The sequence below is a fragment of the Micromonospora sp. WMMD998 genome (assembly GCF_029581235.1).
Lineage (GTDB): Bacteria > Actinomycetota > Actinomycetes > Mycobacteriales > Micromonosporaceae > Micromonospora.
On record NZ_CP120740.1, the window covers coordinates 6345740 to 6361951 of the forward strand.

Annotated in this window: 16 protein-coding genes; 5 read left to right on the forward strand and 11 right to left on the reverse strand. The window is 73.6% G+C overall.

What is annotated here, in order from left to right; translation table 11 throughout:
* The first annotated feature begins 101 nt into the window (after positions 1 to 101).
* Positions 102 to 665: a sugar O-acetyltransferase gene (locus O7619_RS28865; protein WP_282284620.1), complete on the forward strand. Its 564-nt coding sequence runs from the start codon at positions 102 to 104 to the stop codon at positions 663 to 665.
* Between the two features lie 88 nt (positions 666 to 753).
* Complete coding sequence (locus O7619_RS28870) at positions 754 to 3303, forward strand: hypothetical protein (RefSeq protein WP_282284621.1); 2550 nt, start codon at positions 754 to 756, stop codon at positions 3301 to 3303.
* Positions 3304 to 3309: 6 nt separating this feature from the next.
* Here O7619_RS28870 and O7619_RS28875 read toward each other — a convergent pair whose 3' ends face one another.
* The 5 genes from O7619_RS28875 to fdxA form a co-directional block, all read right to left on the reverse strand.
* Positions 3310 to 3957: a nucleoside/nucleotide kinase family protein gene (locus O7619_RS28875; protein WP_282284622.1), complete on the reverse strand. Its 648-nt coding sequence runs from the start codon at positions 3955 to 3957 to the stop codon at positions 3310 to 3312.
* The gene (locus O7619_RS28880; protein WP_282284623.1) at positions 3957 to 4598 is read right to left on the reverse strand and encodes an SIMPL domain-containing protein; all 642 of its coding nucleotides are present in this window, start codon (positions 4596 to 4598) and stop codon (positions 3957 to 3959) included. Before O7619_RS28880 ends, O7619_RS28875 begins: the two co-directional genes overlap by 1 nt.
* Before the next feature lie 5 nt (positions 4599 to 4603).
* Complete coding sequence (locus tag O7619_RS28885; RefSeq protein WP_282284624.1) at positions 4604 to 5629, reverse strand: prephenate dehydrogenase/arogenate dehydrogenase family protein; 1026 nt, start codon at positions 5627 to 5629, stop codon at positions 4604 to 4606.
* Between the two features lie 177 nt (positions 5630 to 5806).
* Complete coding sequence (gene dapC, locus O7619_RS28890; RefSeq protein ID WP_282288985.1) at positions 5807 to 6916, reverse strand: succinyldiaminopimelate transaminase; 1110 nt, start codon at positions 6914 to 6916, stop codon at positions 5807 to 5809.
* Positions 6913 to 7239: a ferredoxin gene (gene fdxA, locus O7619_RS28895; RefSeq protein WP_030490464.1), complete on the reverse strand. Its 327-nt coding sequence runs from the start codon at positions 7237 to 7239 to the stop codon at positions 6913 to 6915. Before fdxA ends, dapC begins: the two co-directional genes overlap by 4 nt.
* A 79-nt stretch (positions 7240 to 7318) precedes the next feature.
* Between fdxA and O7619_RS28900 the strand changes: the two genes are divergently transcribed.
* Positions 7319 to 8275: a GNAT family N-acetyltransferase gene (locus O7619_RS28900; RefSeq protein WP_282284626.1), complete on the forward strand. Its 957-nt coding sequence runs from the start codon at positions 7319 to 7321 to the stop codon at positions 8273 to 8275.
* A 2-nt stretch (positions 8276 to 8277) separates the two neighbouring features.
* On the opposite strand, the gene O7619_RS28905 is transcribed toward O7619_RS28900, so the two are convergent.
* From O7619_RS28905 to mshB, 3 genes are all read right to left on the reverse strand, one after another.
* A complete protein-coding gene (locus tag O7619_RS28905) occupies positions 8278 to 8742 on the reverse strand; it encodes a hypothetical protein (protein ID WP_282284627.1) in 465 nt (154 codons plus the stop codon).
* Between the two features lie 137 nt (positions 8743 to 8879).
* Entirely contained in the window at positions 8880 to 9374 is a 495-nt protein-coding gene (locus tag O7619_RS28910) for a hypothetical protein (protein WP_282284629.1), read from the reverse strand.
* The gene (gene mshB / locus O7619_RS28915; protein WP_282284631.1) at positions 9371 to 10294 is read right to left on the reverse strand and encodes an N-acetyl-1-D-myo-inositol-2-amino-2-deoxy-alpha-D-glucopyranoside deacetylase; all 924 of its coding nucleotides are present in this window, start codon (positions 10292 to 10294) and stop codon (positions 9371 to 9373) included. Before mshB ends, O7619_RS28910 begins: the two co-directional genes overlap by 4 nt.
* A gap of 87 nt (positions 10295 to 10381) precedes the next feature.
* On the opposite strand from mshB, the gene O7619_RS28920 reads away from it, so the two are divergent.
* The gene (locus tag O7619_RS28920; protein WP_282284632.1) at positions 10382 to 12526 is read left to right on the forward strand and encodes a prolyl oligopeptidase family serine peptidase; all 2145 of its coding nucleotides are present in this window, start codon (positions 10382 to 10384) and stop codon (positions 12524 to 12526) included.
* 81 nt (positions 12527 to 12607) lie between these two features.
* Here O7619_RS28920 and O7619_RS28925 read toward each other — a convergent pair whose 3' ends face one another.
* Entirely contained in the window at positions 12608 to 12892 is a 285-nt protein-coding gene (locus O7619_RS28925) for a flavin reductase (protein ID WP_282284633.1), read from the reverse strand.
* Positions 12893 to 13072: 180 nt separating this feature from the next.
* Between O7619_RS28925 and O7619_RS28930 the strand changes: the two genes are divergently transcribed.
* On the forward strand, positions 13073 to 13288 hold the full coding sequence (locus O7619_RS28930; RefSeq protein WP_282284634.1) for a hypothetical protein: 216 nt from the start codon (positions 13073 to 13075) through the stop codon (positions 13286 to 13288).
* A 149-nt stretch (positions 13289 to 13437) separates the two neighbouring features.
* On the opposite strand, the gene O7619_RS28935 is transcribed toward O7619_RS28930, so the two are convergent.
* Together O7619_RS28935 and O7619_RS28940 are read right to left on the reverse strand one after the other, a co-directional pair.
* Complete coding sequence (locus O7619_RS28935; RefSeq protein ID WP_282284635.1) at positions 13438 to 15180, reverse strand: ABC transporter substrate-binding protein; 1743 nt, start codon at positions 15178 to 15180, stop codon at positions 13438 to 13440.
* Between the two features lie 35 nt (positions 15181 to 15215).
* Positions 15216 to 16202: an ABC transporter permease gene (locus O7619_RS28940; protein WP_282284636.1), complete on the reverse strand. Its 987-nt coding sequence runs from the start codon at positions 16200 to 16202 to the stop codon at positions 15216 to 15218.
* Positions 16203 to 16212: the final 10 nt, after the last annotated feature.

Below are 16212 nucleotides of genomic sequence, written 5' to 3' on the forward strand. Positions count from 1 at the left end.
TCGATGTGGGTTACCAGCATTGCATACCGGGTATGCAATCGGAAGTCACTAATCCGACCGAACCGGTACCAAACCTCCACCCCGGCCGGGATGATCCGTCGATGACTATGAAGGACCGGATGCTGGCCGGCGAGCCGTACGTGGCCGATGATCCCGCGATCATCGCCGACCTGGACCGCGCCGCCCGGCTCACCGAACGCTTCAACCGCAGCTCCGCCGACGACCCGCAGGGTCGCCTCGCCGCCCTGCGCGACCTGCTCGGCTCGCTCGGTGAGGGCGCCTGGATCCGACCGCCGTTCCACTGCGACTACGGATTCCAGACCCACCTCGGGCCGCGCAGCTTCGTCAACTTCAACGCGGTCTTCCTCGACGTCGCCCGGATCACCATCGGCGCGGACGTCCAACTCGGACCGAACGTGCAACTGCTCACCGCCACGCATCCGGTGGAGCCGGAGGCCCGCCGGGCCAAGTGGGAGGCGGCCGAGCCGATCACCATCGGCGACAACGCCTGGCTCGGCGGCGGGGTGATCGTGCTCGCCGGGGTGCGCGTCGGCGACAACACGGTCGTCGGCGCCGGCGCGGTGGTGACCCGCGACCTGCCGGCGAACGTGGTGGCGGTGGGTAACCCCGCCCGCCCGATCAAAAACCTGGCCAAATGTGCCTGAGCTGCCGAAACAACCCCTTCGGGGGGATGCGGATTCCGCAAATGGCGAGCACCCTGGGTAGTGGAACGCTCACTCTGGGGGAACCGCGATGGGGCGCGTGCTGGAACTACGGGTGCACGGGGTGTCCAACACCCCGCCGGATCAGCTCCTGGGCCTCGCCCCCGGGCCATGTGCCGGCGCGCCCCAACCGAATCTGGTCGCCGGCGGACAGGTGACCGGTTTCTACCGCTCCCCCGGCGCCGAGCGGGACGATCCGATCAGCGTCGAGGCGTACAGCTGGGGGACGTTGACCTCCGGCGCGCGGACCCGGCGCGACCTGCAACGCGCGCTCTGGACGCTGCTGCTGCCCTTCGCGCTGGCGAACGTCGCGCTGCACGCCCGGGCCGGCATCCCGGCGGACCCGGACCGGGAACGCTGGGCCAGCCGGTCCGGCATCACCGCCTGGCTCATCCGGCTGTTCTGCCTGAGCCTGACCTGCACACTGGTGGTCACCGTGACCGGGATCGGCGTGGACCTCGTCGGCTGGCAGTGCGTGGGCCCGCAGTGCCTCGGCCAGATCCCCGGCCCGTGGGAGTTCCTCGGCAACTCCTGGTGGCGCGAGGGCACCCGGACGCTCGCCTTCGGGCTGCTGCTGCCGCTGCTCGTGCTGGGCGTGATCGGGCTGCTCGCCTGGCGCACCTACCAGTACGAGGCGGAGATGCCGGCCGAGCCGCGCCCCCGGCCGGCTCGCGGTGACGACCCGGCCGAGCCGCTGGAGAACCCGCTCCAGGACCCGACGTTCTGGAACGGCGAGGGCCAGTTGCGCCGGGCCGCGGTGCTGCACCTGTGCACCGGGGCGGTGACCGCCGCCGCCGTGCCCGTCGCCGCGGTGCTGATCATGGATCCGCCGCGCGGCCTGCGGGCCGCCGTCGCCTGGCCGACCGTGGCGCTGTTCGTCACCGTGGTGACGATCGCCGTGGTCGCGGTGGGCCGGCCCTGGCTCAGCCGCCGCCAGGGCGCCACCCCACTGGGCCGGTGGAGCGTCGCGGTGGCGGTGCTCACCGGGCTCGGGCTGGTCGGCACGTTCGTCCTGCTGCTGCTCCCGGACGGTCCGGCCGGCCGGCCGCTGAGCACGTACCGGCCGCCGGCCGGGTGCGCGACGACACCGGACCTCGCCGGCTGTCTCACCGCGCGCCCGCTGCCCGGCTACGAGACCGGACTCGCCTGGCTGGTCACCTACCAGGTGCTGCTGCTGGTGGCGATCGGCGCGGCCAACCGCTCCGGCCGGCGGGCGCTGACCGGACCGGTGGCCGCCGCCGTGCTGCTGCCGCTCGGCGTGGCCTGGATCGAACGCGGCCTGCCCGGCCTGCCCACCGCCCCGGCCGGACTACGGACCTGGATGCTCGTCGGTCCGGCCATCGCGCTTGCCGTCGCCGGGCTGCTGCTGCCCCGGCTCCGGCCCGCCGTGCCGGCCCAGCCGCTCGGCGCGTACACCGGGCTCGCCTGGCACGGCTGTGCGCCCGCGGTCATCGCCGGCTTCGGCTGGATGATGGCCGTCGCGTACTGCGCCGGGCTGCTCTACTGGGTCAGCGAACGGCTCGCCGGGTCGGCCGGCGCGAGCGGCGTGACGCCGCCGCTCGCCGTCTTCTGGGCCGGGCTGGCCTGCGTGGTCGGGCTGCTCACCCTGCTCGCGCTGCTGGTCCGGGCCGCGGTCCTGCTGCACGGCCTGCGCCGCGCCGAGTACGCCGGGCTGACCGCCGCCGGCGGCCTCTCCGCGCACGACAGGCGCCGCTGCCGCGACGTCAGCACCTACCGGGCGCTGCACCGGCTGGTGGGCGAACACGCGGTCCGGCTGGTCGGCGGCTACGCGGCCGGGTCCGCGGTCCTGATCACCCTCTGCTGCGCCGCCACGCTCTCCGGCCACCGGCCCGGCCCGCTCTCCCCGGGCTGGCAGCTCGCCGTCCACTGGGCCGCCGAACTCGGCGACGCCGTGCTCGGCTGGCTGCCGGTGGTGACGAGCGCGCTCGGCTGGCTTGTCTACCGCACCGACTCGGTACGCCGCTCGGTCGGCGTGATCTGGGACGTGTGCACGTTCTGGCCGCGGGCCGCGCACCCGCTCGCCCCGCCCAGCTATGCCGAACGCGCCGTGCCGGAACTCCAGACCCGGGTGGCCGGGCTGCTGGCGCTGCCGCCCCACCACCCGGACCGGATGGACGGCGTGATCCTCTCCGGGCACAGCCAGGGCACCGTCATCTGCGCCGCGATGCTGCTGCAAATGCCCCGCCGGTGGCGGCGGCGGACCTGGTTCTTCTCCTACGGCTGCCAGCTCACCCGGCTCTACGGCCGGGTCTTCCCGTCGTACTTCGGGCCGGAGCGGCTGCGCTCCCTGGCCCGCGCGGTCACCTGGACCGACGGGCACGTCGCCTGGACGAACTTCTGGCGCGACACCGACCCGCTCGGCTGGCAGGTCAGCGCCGGACAGCGGGATGTGTCGGTGACCGACCCGGAGGCGCTGCACCCGTCCGGCGGCGAGGTCGCCGACCCGCCGATCCGCAGCCACAGCGGCTACCCGGACGCGGTGGAGTTCACCCGCGAGCGGGCCGTGGTGGCCCGGCTGCTGCGCCGCAGTGTGCCGTCACCCCGCCCGGAAGCCCGCTGACCGCCCTCATCCCGGCGGCGGGTCCGCCAACCGGACCACCAGATCGGCGTGCTCGGCCGTGCCGGCGACCAGCCGGGCGTTCCGCTCGTCGCTGCCGAGCGCCCACGCCTGGGCCTGCTCCGGCGACTTCCCGTACGCCACGTGCCGGTCGGTGAGGCGACGCAACCGCAACTCGGCGTCCAGATCGAGGAACCACGCCCGGTGCAGCAGCGACCGCACCTCCTCCCACGGCTCGTTCCGCAGCAGCAGATAGTTGCCCTCGGTGACCACCAGCCGCACCTCCGGCGGCACCTCGATCGCCCCGGCGACCGGCTCCTCCAGGTCGCGGCGGAACTCCGGCGCCCACACCGAGGTCGGCTCCAGCCGCCGCAACCGGCGCAGGGTGGCCACGAAGCCGTTGACGTCGAACGTCTCAGGCGCGCCCTTGCGGCCCGCCCGACCCAGCCGGGCCAGCGCCGACCCGGCCAGGTGGAAACCGTCCATCGGCACCAGCCGGGCGACCGGGCCGACCTCGGCGACGATCCGCTCCGCGAGCGTGGACTTGCCCACTCCGGGCGCGCCCGCGATGCCGAGCAACTGCCGCGGGCCGTCCTCGGCGAGCGCCCGCGCGCGGGCGACCAGCTCGTCGAGCGCGAGCACCTCCGTCCGCGGCATCAGCCGAGCACCGGCTCGCTGATGGTGAACCGCGCCTCCACCGCCGCGTGCACCGGCTGCGGCGCCGGGTCCAGCTCCAGCTCCGGCGCGGACTCGGCGGAACGGGCGTACGCGGCCTTGGCGAGCATCGGCGGGGCGGCGGTCAGGCCGGTGTCGGACAGCTCCCGCAACGCGGTGACGCGGGCGCCGAGCGCCTCCGCGTACTCCCGGGCGCGGGCCAGCGCGTCGGCGATCGCGGCGTGCCGCGCCGCCCGGTAGGCCCCGCTGTCCGGCCGCAGCGACCACACCGGGCCGGCCACCTCGACCTGCTCGTGGTCGGCCAGGCGGAGCATCAGCTCGCCGAGCGCGGTGAAGTCGGTGACCGTGACCGTGGTGCTCACCCTGCCCTGGTAGGCCACCACCCGGTCGCCCGAGCGCTTCGTCACCGGCCAGACGTTCACCTGCCCGGTCTCCCGCCCCTGGACGGCCGGCTCGGCCGCGTCGAGCAGCGCCCGCACCGCGGCGGCCCGTTCCGCCAGCCGGGTCAGCGTGGTCTCCCGATCCCGGTCCCGGGCGACCGCGGTCACCGTGAACCGGGCCAACTCGGGAGCGACCTCCTGGTACGCCTCGCCGCGTACCGCGACCACAGGTGCGTCCGCCATGCCGCTCAGCCTAACGGCGCGACGGCCGGCAGTCGCGCGGTGTATCCGACCGCGCCGCCGGCCACCCGGCACCCGGTGAGGTGGCCCCCCGCCGTGCCGATCTCCCGCAGGTAGGCCAGCTCGCCGGCGTGGTCCGCGTCGGCGGGGAACTCCCGCCGGTGCACGGTGTGGCCACGGTCGCGCAACGCGGCGCGCGCCGCCCGGGCCTCGGCCAGCCGGTCGGCCAGCGCCCCGGCGTCCCCGGCTCGCAGCGCGCCGGTCAGCTCGTCGAGGAAGACGCTCACCTCGGCCAACTCCGCCAGCACCCGGTCCCGGTTGCCCAGCAGCATGTTCGCGGTCCGCTCGGGCGGCCCGCCGGCGACCCGGGTGCCGTCGGAGAAACTGCCGGCCGCGAGCGTCAGCACCGCCTCCCGCAACGCCGACCGCCGTACCGTGCCTGCCAGCGCGCCGGCGAGCACGTGCGGCACGTGCGAGGCGAGCGCCGCGGCGGCGTCGTGCTCCGGGGCCGACATCGGCACCACCCGGGCGTGGAAGACGTCGACGAGCAACGCGGCGAGCCGCCGGAACGCGGCCAGCCCGGTCGGGCCCGGGCAGAGCACCCAGGCCGCGCCGTCGAGCAGCTCCGGGCGGGCCGCGCCCAGCCCGGCCCGGTCGGCGCCGGCCATCGGGTGGCCGGGCACGAACCGGTGCCCGACCCCCTGCGCGCTGGCGACGACGGCGACCTCCGCCTTGACGCTGCCCACGTCCGTGAGCACACACCCGTCGTCGGTGGCGGCGGCCACCCGGGCCAGGGTGGCGGGCAGCGTGGGCAGGGGACCGCAGGCGAACACCACGTCCCGGCCGGTCACCGCTTCCTCGACGGTGTCCGGGACCGCGACCCCCTGCTCGCGCACCTGCCGCCGGGTCTGCGGATCCGGATCCCAGCCGGCGACGTCGAGCCCGGCGTCGCGGAGCCGGAGCAGCACCGAACCGCCGATCAACCCGGTCCCGACCACCGCCGCGCGTGCCAGCCCGTCGGCCTCGCCCACCATCGGTCCACCTCGGCGTCCGCGTCGTCGGCGGAGCCCGGGTGGCCCCGCGGGAAGTCCCCGCCGAGGATATCGCCCACCGTCCCCCCGAGGCCCGGGTGTAAGGCGGGGCCCCTTTTTAACACCTGGTGTTAAGAAGGGGCCCCGCCTCTACCGAAAGCGTTAAGCGGGGGCCCCGCCTTACGAGCGGGCGAGGCGGGTGGGCACCGCGTTGATGTGCGCGTCGGACTCGGTGAGCGCCGCCCGCACGTGCCGGGCGCCGGCCGGGCCGTAGAAGGCGCCGGCGGCGACCAGGATCCCCCGCCGGGCCAGCCAGTCGACGGTGTCCCAGCAGTCCTCGTCGCGGGTCAGCCAGAGGTAGAGCCCGGCCTCGGAGTGCTCGACCGTGAAACCGGCGCCGGTGAACGCCGCCCGCAGCGTCTCCCGGCGGGCCCGGTAGCGCTCCCGCTGCGCGTCGGCGTGCGCCTGGTCGCCGAGCGCGGCCACCATGGCGGCCTGCACCGGCGCCGGCACGATCATGCCGGCGTGCTTGCGGACCTTGAGCAGCTCCGCCGTCAACGCCGGGTCGCCGGCCACGAAGCCGGCCCGGTAGCCGGCCAGGTTGGAGCGCTTGGAGAGCGAGTGCACGGCCAGCACGCCGGCGTACGACCCGCCGCACACCTGCGGGGAGAGGACCGAGACGGGTTCGGCGTCCCAGCCCAGCGGCAGGTAGCACTCGTCGCTGGCGACCACCGCGCCGCGCTCCCGGGCCCACTCGACCACCTTGCGCAGGTGGGCCGCGGGCAGTACCCGACCGGTCGGGTTGCCCGGCGAGTTGACCCAGACCAGGCGGACCCGGGGATCGGGACCGAGCGCGGTCAGCGAGTCGCTGCGCACCGTGGTCGCGCCGGCCAGCCGTGCCCCGTCGGAGTAGGTGGGGTAGGCCACGGACGGCACCACGACCACGTCACCGGGGCCGAGCCCGAGCAGCGTGGGCAGCCAGGCCACCAGCTCCTTGGAGCCGATCGTGGGCAGCACGCCCAGCCCGTCGACGCCCGCGCCGCAGGCACGGGCCACCCAGGCCGCGATGGCGTCCCGCAGAGCGGGCGTGCCGGCGGTCAGCGGATAGCCCGGCGCGTCCGACGCCTCGGCCAGCGCCTGCCGGATCAGCGGCGGCACCGGGTCGACAGGCGTGCCCATGGAGAGGTTGATGAGACCGTCCGGGTGCGCCGCGGCCGTGGTGGCCGCGGCGTCCAGCGTGTCCCAGGTGAACTCGGGCAGCCGCGCCGAGACCGGCGTGGGCCGGCTCAGTGGCCCTCGCCGCGCGGTGGCTGCGCGGCGACGAAGGTGGCGTCCTTCTCCACCTTGCCGACCTTCGAGGCGCCCCCGGGCGAGCCCAGGTCCTCGAAGAACTCGTAGTTCGCGCCGGTGTAGTCCTTCCACTGCTCCGGCACGTCGTCCTCGTAGAAGATCGCTTCGACCGGGCAGACCGGCTCACAGGCACCACAGTCGACGCACTCGTCGGGGTGGATGTAGAGCATCCGGTTGCCCTCGTAGATGCAGTCGACCGGGCACTCCTCGATGCATGCCTTGTCGAGCACATCCACGCACGGCTCGGCGATGATGTAGGTCACCGGTCTTCTCCTCCGCAAGACTCGTCGCGATCATCCGCAACGGTAAGAGCCTAGTATCTCGCCGGGGAGGGGGTCGATCGTGCTCCGACAGCAGGACGTGGGATACCGAATAGTGGTCCGCCGGATTGTGGGGATTCGCGAGGGCCGACCGCTGTTCGCGGACGCGCTCGGCGAGTTGGTCGAGCTGAGCGAGACCCACATCACGTTGGCCACCGACGGCGGGCCGCTGCGCGTCCCGGTCGGCGAGGTGCACCGGGCCCGGCGGGTGCCGCCGGCCCGCCGGCCGACCGCCACCGCGATGATCGCGCTGGAGACGGCCGCCGACGAAGCCTGGCCGGCCCCGGTCCGCGGCCGGCTCGGCGACTGGCGACTGCGCGCCGCCGCCGGCTGGACCGGCCGGGCGAACAGCGCGCTGCCGATCGGCGACCCGGACCGCCCGCTGCCCGCGGCGCTGGACGCGGTGCAACGCTGGTACGCCGACCACGGCCAGCCGGCCCTGGTGAACACGCCGCTGCCGCTGGCCGCCCCGGTCGGCACGGAACTGGACGCGCGCGGCTGGACGTCCCGCCCGCCGGTGCTGGTGCAGACCGTCCCACTGGCCACCCTGACCGCCCCCGCGCCGGGCGCCGCCGACCTGCCGCCCGTGGCGCTGAAAGCCGCCCCCACCGACGACTGGCTGGGTGTCGCCGCCGACCGCAAGGGCGGCCTCCCGGACGCCGCGCGGCACGTGCTCACCGCCGTGGACCGGGTCCGCTTCGCCGAGCTACGGGTCGACGGCCGGCTGCTCGCGGTGGGGCGCGGCACGGTCACCGGCGAGGGCCGGTGGCTCGGTGTGAGCCTGCTCGAGGTGCTGCCGGAGGCCCGCCGGCAGGGGTACGCCGGCACCGTCGTCCGCGCCCTGGCCGGCTGGGCCGCCGCCGAGGGCGCGACCCGCGCGTTCCTCCAGGTGGAGCAGCGCAACGTCGCCGCCGTGGCGCTCTACCGCCGGCTCGGCTTCACCACCCACCACACCTACCTGACCCGGGTGGCGCCCTGACGTCAGCGGCGGACGACCTTGCGGGGCCGCGACTGCTTCAGCTCGGCGTACCGCTTGAGCTGGCGGGAGCGGAAGTCCCGGCCGAGCGCGGTCAGGGTCAGGAAACCGATCAGCACGCCGGCCGCGGTGGCCGCCAGGTAGAGCCAGATCTGGGCGAAGAAGAGGCCGGCGCCGCCGCCGAACGGGTTCTCGCCGACGAGCAGCGGGCCGACGAACACGGTGAGCGCCAGCGCCGTGACCACCGCGACGGCCAGGTCACCGGCCCAGTGCCCCACCGGCCGGTCGGCGCCCCACCGGAACGAGACGCCGGCCAGGATCAGGCCGATCGCCAGGAACATCACGAGCGAGACCCGGTCGGCGGCGGTGTCGTCGTCCGGAAAGGCGAATGTGATGACCAGCCGGGCCACCACGTTCACCAGGAACAACCCGGCCGCCAGCACGCCGACCGCACGCCACCGCTGACCCATCGCACGCCTCCCGCCGTACCGCCCGCCGCCACGGCGGGCCTCTGGCAGAAATGTCTACCACCGTCACCTGTGCCGCGTCAGCACCTCGGCCCGCGCGGGAAGCGGCGCCGGCGTCAGCCCCGGCGCCGGCGCCGGCGTCAGCTCGGCGCGGGCGGCGGTGCCACGAGGTGCCGGAAACCGAGCACCGCGAACGTGACCGCGCCGGCCACGATCAGCGCGAGGCCGAGCACGTTGTCGCCGGCCAGGGCCAGGTCGCCCTCGGTGGTCCGGAACCCGCCCACGACGATCACCAGGAACCACGGCACCGCGGCCAGCGCCACCGCCCACCGGCTGCCGGTCGAGGAGTGCGCGAACCAGCCGAGCAGCACCGTCGACGCCGCCACCGCGGCGATCCCGGCGACCGCCAGCCCGATGCCGACGAGCGCCTGCGCGCCGCCGGAGCGGCCCTGCACCGTCTCCCAGGCCCAGGTCGCGAAGATCAGGTCGAGCAGCGCGACGAGCACGCCGGCCCAGACCGCCACCACGCCGCCGACCACCCGCAACACGCCGTCGAGCGTCCGCTCCGCCCGGCTCGGCGGTGCGGGCGGCTGCGGCTCGGGAAGGACCGACACGGGTACGGCGGGCGACGTCACCGGAGGCCGGCCGCCGCGACCGGGGAACGGTCCGGACCGCCCGGGGCCACCCCGGCGAAGAGGTCGTCCTCCCAGCCGTACGGGCCGGCGCCCGGACCCCTCTCGCCGACCGCGAGCGTGAAGTATTCGACGCCCATGAACTCGGCGCCGAAGTTTCCGGCGATGGCGTAGAGCCAGGAGTTGGCCGGGATCTGGGTGGCGTGCGCGCGCATCGCCGCCTCCTTGGCCGCGTGCTGCTCGGTGGCGTCGATCCGCGCCGCGATCTGCGCGTCCGGGGTGCCGAACGGCAGCTCCGACACGTCGGAGATGCCGGCGAACGGGTTGTCCGACGAGTCGGTGAACGCCTCCAGGCCGGCTTCGAGCACGCTGCGCGGCATGGCCGTCCAGTAGACCTTCGCCGGGGCGATCCCCTCGGCCGCGGCCAACTCCACTCCGCGCATCGCCACCCGGTGCGCCTGGATGTGGTCGGGGTGGCCGTAGAAGCCGTTCGGGTCGTACGTGATCACGACCTGGGGGCGGACCTCCCGGATGACCTCCAGCAGGTGCCCGGCGGCGGTGTCCAGGTCGGCCCGCCAGAACGCCCGCGGATGCTCGTTGGTGACCAGCCCCATCATCCCGGAGTCGCGGTAGCGGCCCGCGCCGCCGAGGAACCGGTGGTCGGTGACGCCGAGCGCGGCGCAGGCCGCGTCCAACTCCCCGATCCGGTAGCCGCCGAGCTGGTCGGCCTCGGCCGCGGCCAGCCGCGCCAGCTCCGGCACGTGGATCTCACCCTCCTCGCCGAGCGTGCAGGTCACCAGCGTGACGTGGGCGCCGGCGGCGGCGTAGTGCGCCATCGTCGCGCCGGTGCCGATCGACTCGTCGTCGGGATGCGCGTGGACCAGCAGGAGGCGTCGGTCGGGCAGCGTCGTCACGCCCGTCACTCTAACCGGCGGTCCTGCCGCCCCGACGGTGATGCGTACGCCCAGGTCGCTCACATCACGCCCGACGCCCGCCTACGATCTGCAGGCGTGGACTTTCCCGAGCTGGCCGCCCGTACCCGTCGGTTCAGCCACGGGGCGCCGCGCGCCGTCACCGTCGCGGGGGACGGCTCCCGGGTGCTCTTCCTGCGTTCCGCGGGACCGGAGGATCCGGCCGACGCGCTCTGGCTGCTCGACGTCGACAGCGGCGAGGAGCGTCTGGTCGCGGACCCGGCGGTGCTGCTGGGCACCGACGCCGAACCGGCGCGGGTGGCGCCGGGCGAGCGGACGCTGCGCGAACGGCTGCGGCTCAGCGCCGGCGGCATCGGCTCGTACGCGCTCGACGCGGCCGGTCGGGTGGCGGTGTTCGCGCTGGCCGGGCGGCTGTTCCGGGCCGACCTCGGGCACGGCGACGTGGTCGAGGTGGCCACCGTCGGGCCGGTGATCGACCCCCGGCCCGACCCGACCGGCGAGCGGCTCGCCTACGTCACCGACACCGCCGAGGGCGTCCGCCGGGGTCAGCTCCGGGTGGTCGAACCGGACGGTACGGACAACCTGCTCGCCGGCGAGGACAGCGGGGTGACCTGGGGGTTGGCCGAGCACATCGCGGCCGAGGAGTTCCGCAGGTACCGGGGCTACTGGTGGGCCCCGGACGGGCGTTCGGTGCTGGCCGCCCGGGTCGACGAGTCCCGCCTGCCCCGCTGGTACCTGCACGACCCGGCCGACCCGGCGAGCCCGCCGACGTCGCTGGCGTACCCCCGCGCGGGTGGCCCGAACGCGGAGGTCAGCCTGCACCTGCTCGACCTCGACGACGGCTGGGTCGACGTGCACTGGGACCGGGAGACCTACCCCTATCTGAGCGCGGTCGAGTGGGCGGACGGCGGGCCGCTGATCACGGTGCTGCGCCGCTCGCAGCAGCACGGCCTGGTGCTCGCGGTGGACCCGCGCACCGGCGAGACGCAGGTGCACGCCGAGCTGGCCGACCCGCGCTGGGTCGAGCCGATCCCCGGCACCCCGGCGCACCTGCCCGACGGGCGGGTGCTGGTCGGCGGCGAACTGGCCCACGACGGGTACGACGCCCGCTGCCTGTTCGCCGACGGCACGCTGCTCACCCCGCCCTCGCTGTATGTGCGGCGGGTGGTCGGACGGCTGCCGGGCGGCCCGAACACGGCCGCCGACCTGCTCGTCGAGGCGAGCGAGGGCGAGCCGAGTCAGAGCCACCTCTATCGGGTGCGGACCACCATCGGCGGTGGGATGGACGCCCGCCGGATGGGCAGCGACCCGGGCTGGCACACCGCCGCGATCGGCGGGTCCACGCTCGCGGTGGGGGTCGCGTCGCTCGAGCACGCCGGGGTCCGCTGGCGGATCTGGCACGGCGACCGTGAGGTGGGCGAGTTGCGCTCGCTTGCCGCCGTCCCGTCGTACGCCCCCCGGCCGACGCTGGTGCGGGTGACCGACCGGCGGCTCCCGAGCGCGGTGCTCTACCCGACCGAGCACGTGAAGGGCACCCGGCTGCCGGTGCTGGTGGACGTCTACGGCGGTCCGGGGCACCAGGAGGTCGTCGCCGTGCGGGGCGCCTGGTTGGAACGGCAGTGGTGGGCCGATCAGGGCTTCGCCGTGGTGACCGTCGACAACCGGGGTACGCCGGGCATCGCGCCCTCGTTCGAGAAGGCGATCCACCGCCGGGTCGCGGACGTGATCCTGACCGACCAGGTGGACGCGCTGACCGCGCTCGCCGGCAAGCACCCCGACCTGGACCTGGACCGGGTGGCGGTGCGCGGATGGTCGTTCGGTGGCTGGCTCGCCGGCCTGGCGGTGCTGCGCCACCCGGAGCTGTTCAAGTGCGCGATCGTCGGCGCGCCGGTCACCGACTGGGCCTGGTACGACACCGCCTACACCGAGCGCTACCTGGGGCTGCCGGAGGACGGCATGGACGTCTACGCCCATCACTCGCTGGTCGAGCTGGCCGCCGAACCGTTCGGTGACCCGGCGGAGGCCCGACCCATGCTGCTGGTGCACGGCCTGGTCGACGACAACGTGCTGGCCGCGCACACGCTGCGGCTCTCCGCCGCGCTGCTGTCCACCGGCCGCCCGCACGCGGTCCTGCCGCTCACCGGCGCCAGCCACCTGGCGGCGGGCGGCGTCGCCGAGCGCCTCCTCCGCCTGGAGCGGGATTTCCTCCTCCGCCACGTGTAAGGCGGGGGCCCCGCTTAACGCATTCGGTATAGGCGGGGGCCCCTATTAACACTCGCGTGCCGGGCGCACCGCCAGAGGCGGTCAGGGCTCGATGTGGCCGAGGTTGCGGATCCGGCTGCGGTAGACCGTGAGGTGCCGGACCCAGCCGAGGAATCTGCCGTAGAGCGCCAACGGGTCGGGCGGAGCCGGGCACAGCCCGGTCATGTCTTCGGTCGCCTCGTTCAGCAGCCCCGCCATGTCCAGCGCCAGGTACTGAGGCTCGCCAGCATACTCGGCGGTCAGCTCCAACCGGGCAGGTCCGCACGGCCAGGGGTGGGCGCAGGCGGTGCAGATCCAGAGCGGCTTGAGCGGGGCGTGTCGCTGCACTTCGACCTCCTGGGTGAGCCGGCTCCGGCACCCCGTCCTGCCGGGCAACGCTAAACCGACGGGGTCTCGCCCCATTGCATCCCGGCACACCCATCCCCGTCAACATTGACGGGTCAACATAGGCGGGATTATTTAATCGCGTCGCCAGCGTCGGGTCAGGCAGCTCCTACCGTCGAAGACGTGACCAAGGAGACGGGGCCAGGCGAACTCGTCGCGGCCGGCGAGATCCTGAAGATGCTCGGTGTGGGCAGGTCGAGGTTTCGGGAGATCCGGCGGCACCCCGCCTTTCCTGCGCCGTACCAGGAACTGTCGGTCGGCGCGGTCTGGCTGAAGCGGGACGTGGAGCGCTACATCCGGGACCACCGACCGCCCCGGCCGGCAGACGATGAGGAGTAGGCCCGACGACTGATCGACACCAGCTCGGTGAAGTGGTGCGATCTTTCCGGCCGGATACCGCCACTGCGCCGAGCTGGCGTCCGGCAGGGCCACCCTGACAACGGGAGGGGTGGGCAGCCGCGGCTGCCCACCCCTCCCGACGTGCGGCCCTACTGCTTGACGTAAGCGTTGATGAAGTTCGGATACCCGAAGACGGAGGAGATGAAGACGCCGCCGGCCTTGGAGCCGTGCACGTTGTACGCCACGTCGACGTAGAGCGGCACCACGGGCGCGAACTCCTTCATGATCCGCTCGTCGAGCTTGCCCCACTCGGGGCCCTGGTCGGCCGGCGGCATGGCCAGGATCCGGTCCATCTCGGCGTTGATCGCGTCGTCGTTGAAGTAGGACTGGTTGCTGTTGCCCTCGGCCTTGATGGTGCGGCCGTCGTAGAGCACCGGCAGGATCGAGGCGCCGCTGGGCCAATCGGCGGCCCAGTTACCGATGTAGAGGTCCCACGGGTTGTCCTTCTTCTTGATCTCGTCCAGCTTCGAGTCGTCCGGGATGTTCCGCACGGTGATCTTGAAGCCGGCGCGCTCCAGGTTCCCCTTGAGCTGCACCCCCTGCTGCTGCTCGGTGGTGTTGTCGGCGACGCCGAGGACCAGCTCGGGCGTCTGACCGCCGAGCAGTTCCTTCGCCTTCTCCATGTTGCCGTTGGCGCCCGCCGGGTAGGCGTCGTACGCCTTGTAGCCGATGGTGGAAGGCGGCATCAGCGTGGTGATCGGCTGGGCGACGGTCTGTCCGCCGAGCGCCTTGACCATGCCCTCGCGGTCGATCGCGTAGTTGAGCGCCTGGCGGATCTTCAGGTCCTTGACCCGCTGGGTGTTGATCACGAGCTGGTTGGCGCTCGGGGTCGGGGACAGCAGCGTCCGCGACTTCAGCGCCGCATCACCGGCGACCTTGGCGACGAGCGAGGCGGGCACCGAGTTGAAGGCGATCGCGCTCTGGTCGGCGCCGTTGTCGGCGATCACCCGGTTGTTGGCGGCGTCCGCGGTCGGGCCGAAGGTCCAGACGAACTGGTCCGGGTACTGGTGCCGCACCGGGTCGGTCTTCGGGTCCCAGTTCGGGTTGCGGTCCAGCGTGAGCTGGACGCCCACCTGGTTGTTGGCGATCTTGTAGGGGCCGGACGAGAACGGGCGCTGGTCCAGGTTGATCCCGGTGTCCTTCTCCGGCTTCAGCGGCGCGGTGGTGGGCAGTGAGACCGCGAACGGCAGGTCGCAGCGGGGCTTGGCGAACTCGAAGCGCAGCGTCTTGTCGTCCGGCGTGGTCAGGCCCGGCGGCAGCGACGTCTTGTTCTTCTTGAAGTCCCACTTGGTGTCGTACTGCGGGCTGTCGGCCAGCCACTCCTGGATGTAGGTCGGGCCGCTGGTGAGGTCCGGGTCGAAGGAGCGGGCGATGCCGTACGCGATCTCCTTGGCGGTGATCGGGCTGCCGTCCTCAAACTTCACCCCGTCCTTGATGGTGAACTCCCAGACCTTGCAGTCGTCGTTGACGTTCTTGCCCGGGGTCTCGGCCAGGTCGCCCACCAGGACGAGGCCGCCCTTGCCGTCGTCCTTCCAGGTGGTCAGGTAGCGCGCGAAGAGCGGGCTGGCCATCAGGCCGGCGAACGAGTACGTCCGCTGCGGGTCCAGGTGGGAGATGGAGGTCTCCCGGATGATGGTGAACGTGCCGCCCTTGGCCGCGCCGTCCACCTCCGCCGCCGGCCCCTGCGAGTCCTTCGGGTCGGTCGCGATGACGCCGGTCTGCTGCCGGTTGCCGTCGACCTCGGTGCCCTCGCCCGTGTTCTTCGAGCAGGCGCCCAGCCCCACCACGAGTGCGATGGCGCCGACGGCGGCCACTGCGCGTGGTCGTCTCATCTTCTACCTCCAGGAATTGGTTTCGATGGGTTCGTTCAGCCCAGCCGCACCCGGGGATCGATGACGGCGTAGAGCAGGTCCACCACCACGTTCGCCAGCACCACGAAGACGGCCGCGATCAGCACGGTCGCCATGATGGTCGGCAGGTCACCGGCGCGGACCGCGTCGACGGCGGTCCGGCCCATCCCGTTCAGGCCGAACGTCGTCTCGGTGATCACGGTCCCGCCGAGCGCGCCGCCGACGTCCAGCCCGGCGATGGTCACCACGGGCGTGATCGCGGCGCGCAGCGCGTGCCGGCCGTAGACGGATCGTTTGGCCAGGCCCTTGGCCCGCGCGGTGCGGACGAAGTCCTCCGACAGCGTCTCCAGCATCTGGGCCCGGGACAGTCGGGCGTAGATGGCGGAGAAGAGGAAGGCGAGCGCCACCCAGGCCAGCACCAGCCCGCTGCCCCACTTCAGCGGATCGTCGAAAAGCGACGTGTAGCGGGGCACCGGCAGCAGCCGCAGGTTGTAGACGAAGACGATGAGCAGCACCGCGCCGACGAAGTAGAGCTGGAGGGAGGCGCCGGTCAGGGAGAAGCCGATCGCCGCCCGGTCCAGCCAGCTACCGCGGCGCAGCGCCGAGAGCATGCCCAGGCCGACGCCGAGCAGCAGCCACAGGACGGCGGCCGGGATGACGATGCTCAGCGTCACCGGCAGCACCCGGGCGATGGTGTCCGACACCGCCTCGTTGGAGACGTACGACCAGCCGAGGCAGGGCGCGTCGCACCGGCCGCCCTGGGCGCTGCCCAGGTCCCGGCCGGTGACGATGCCCTTCATGTAACCGGCGTACTGGCTGATCAGCGGGTCGCGCAGGCCCAACTCCTGGCGGACCCGTTCCAGCCGCTCCGGGTTGCAGTTCTTCGGGCACATGCCGCTGACCGGGTCCCGGGGCAGGGCGAAGAACATCAGGAAGCTGAGCACGCTCACCGCGAAGAGGGTGAGGGCGGCCGAGAGCAGCCGGCGGACGAGGAAACGCGTCATGGGTCGGCCT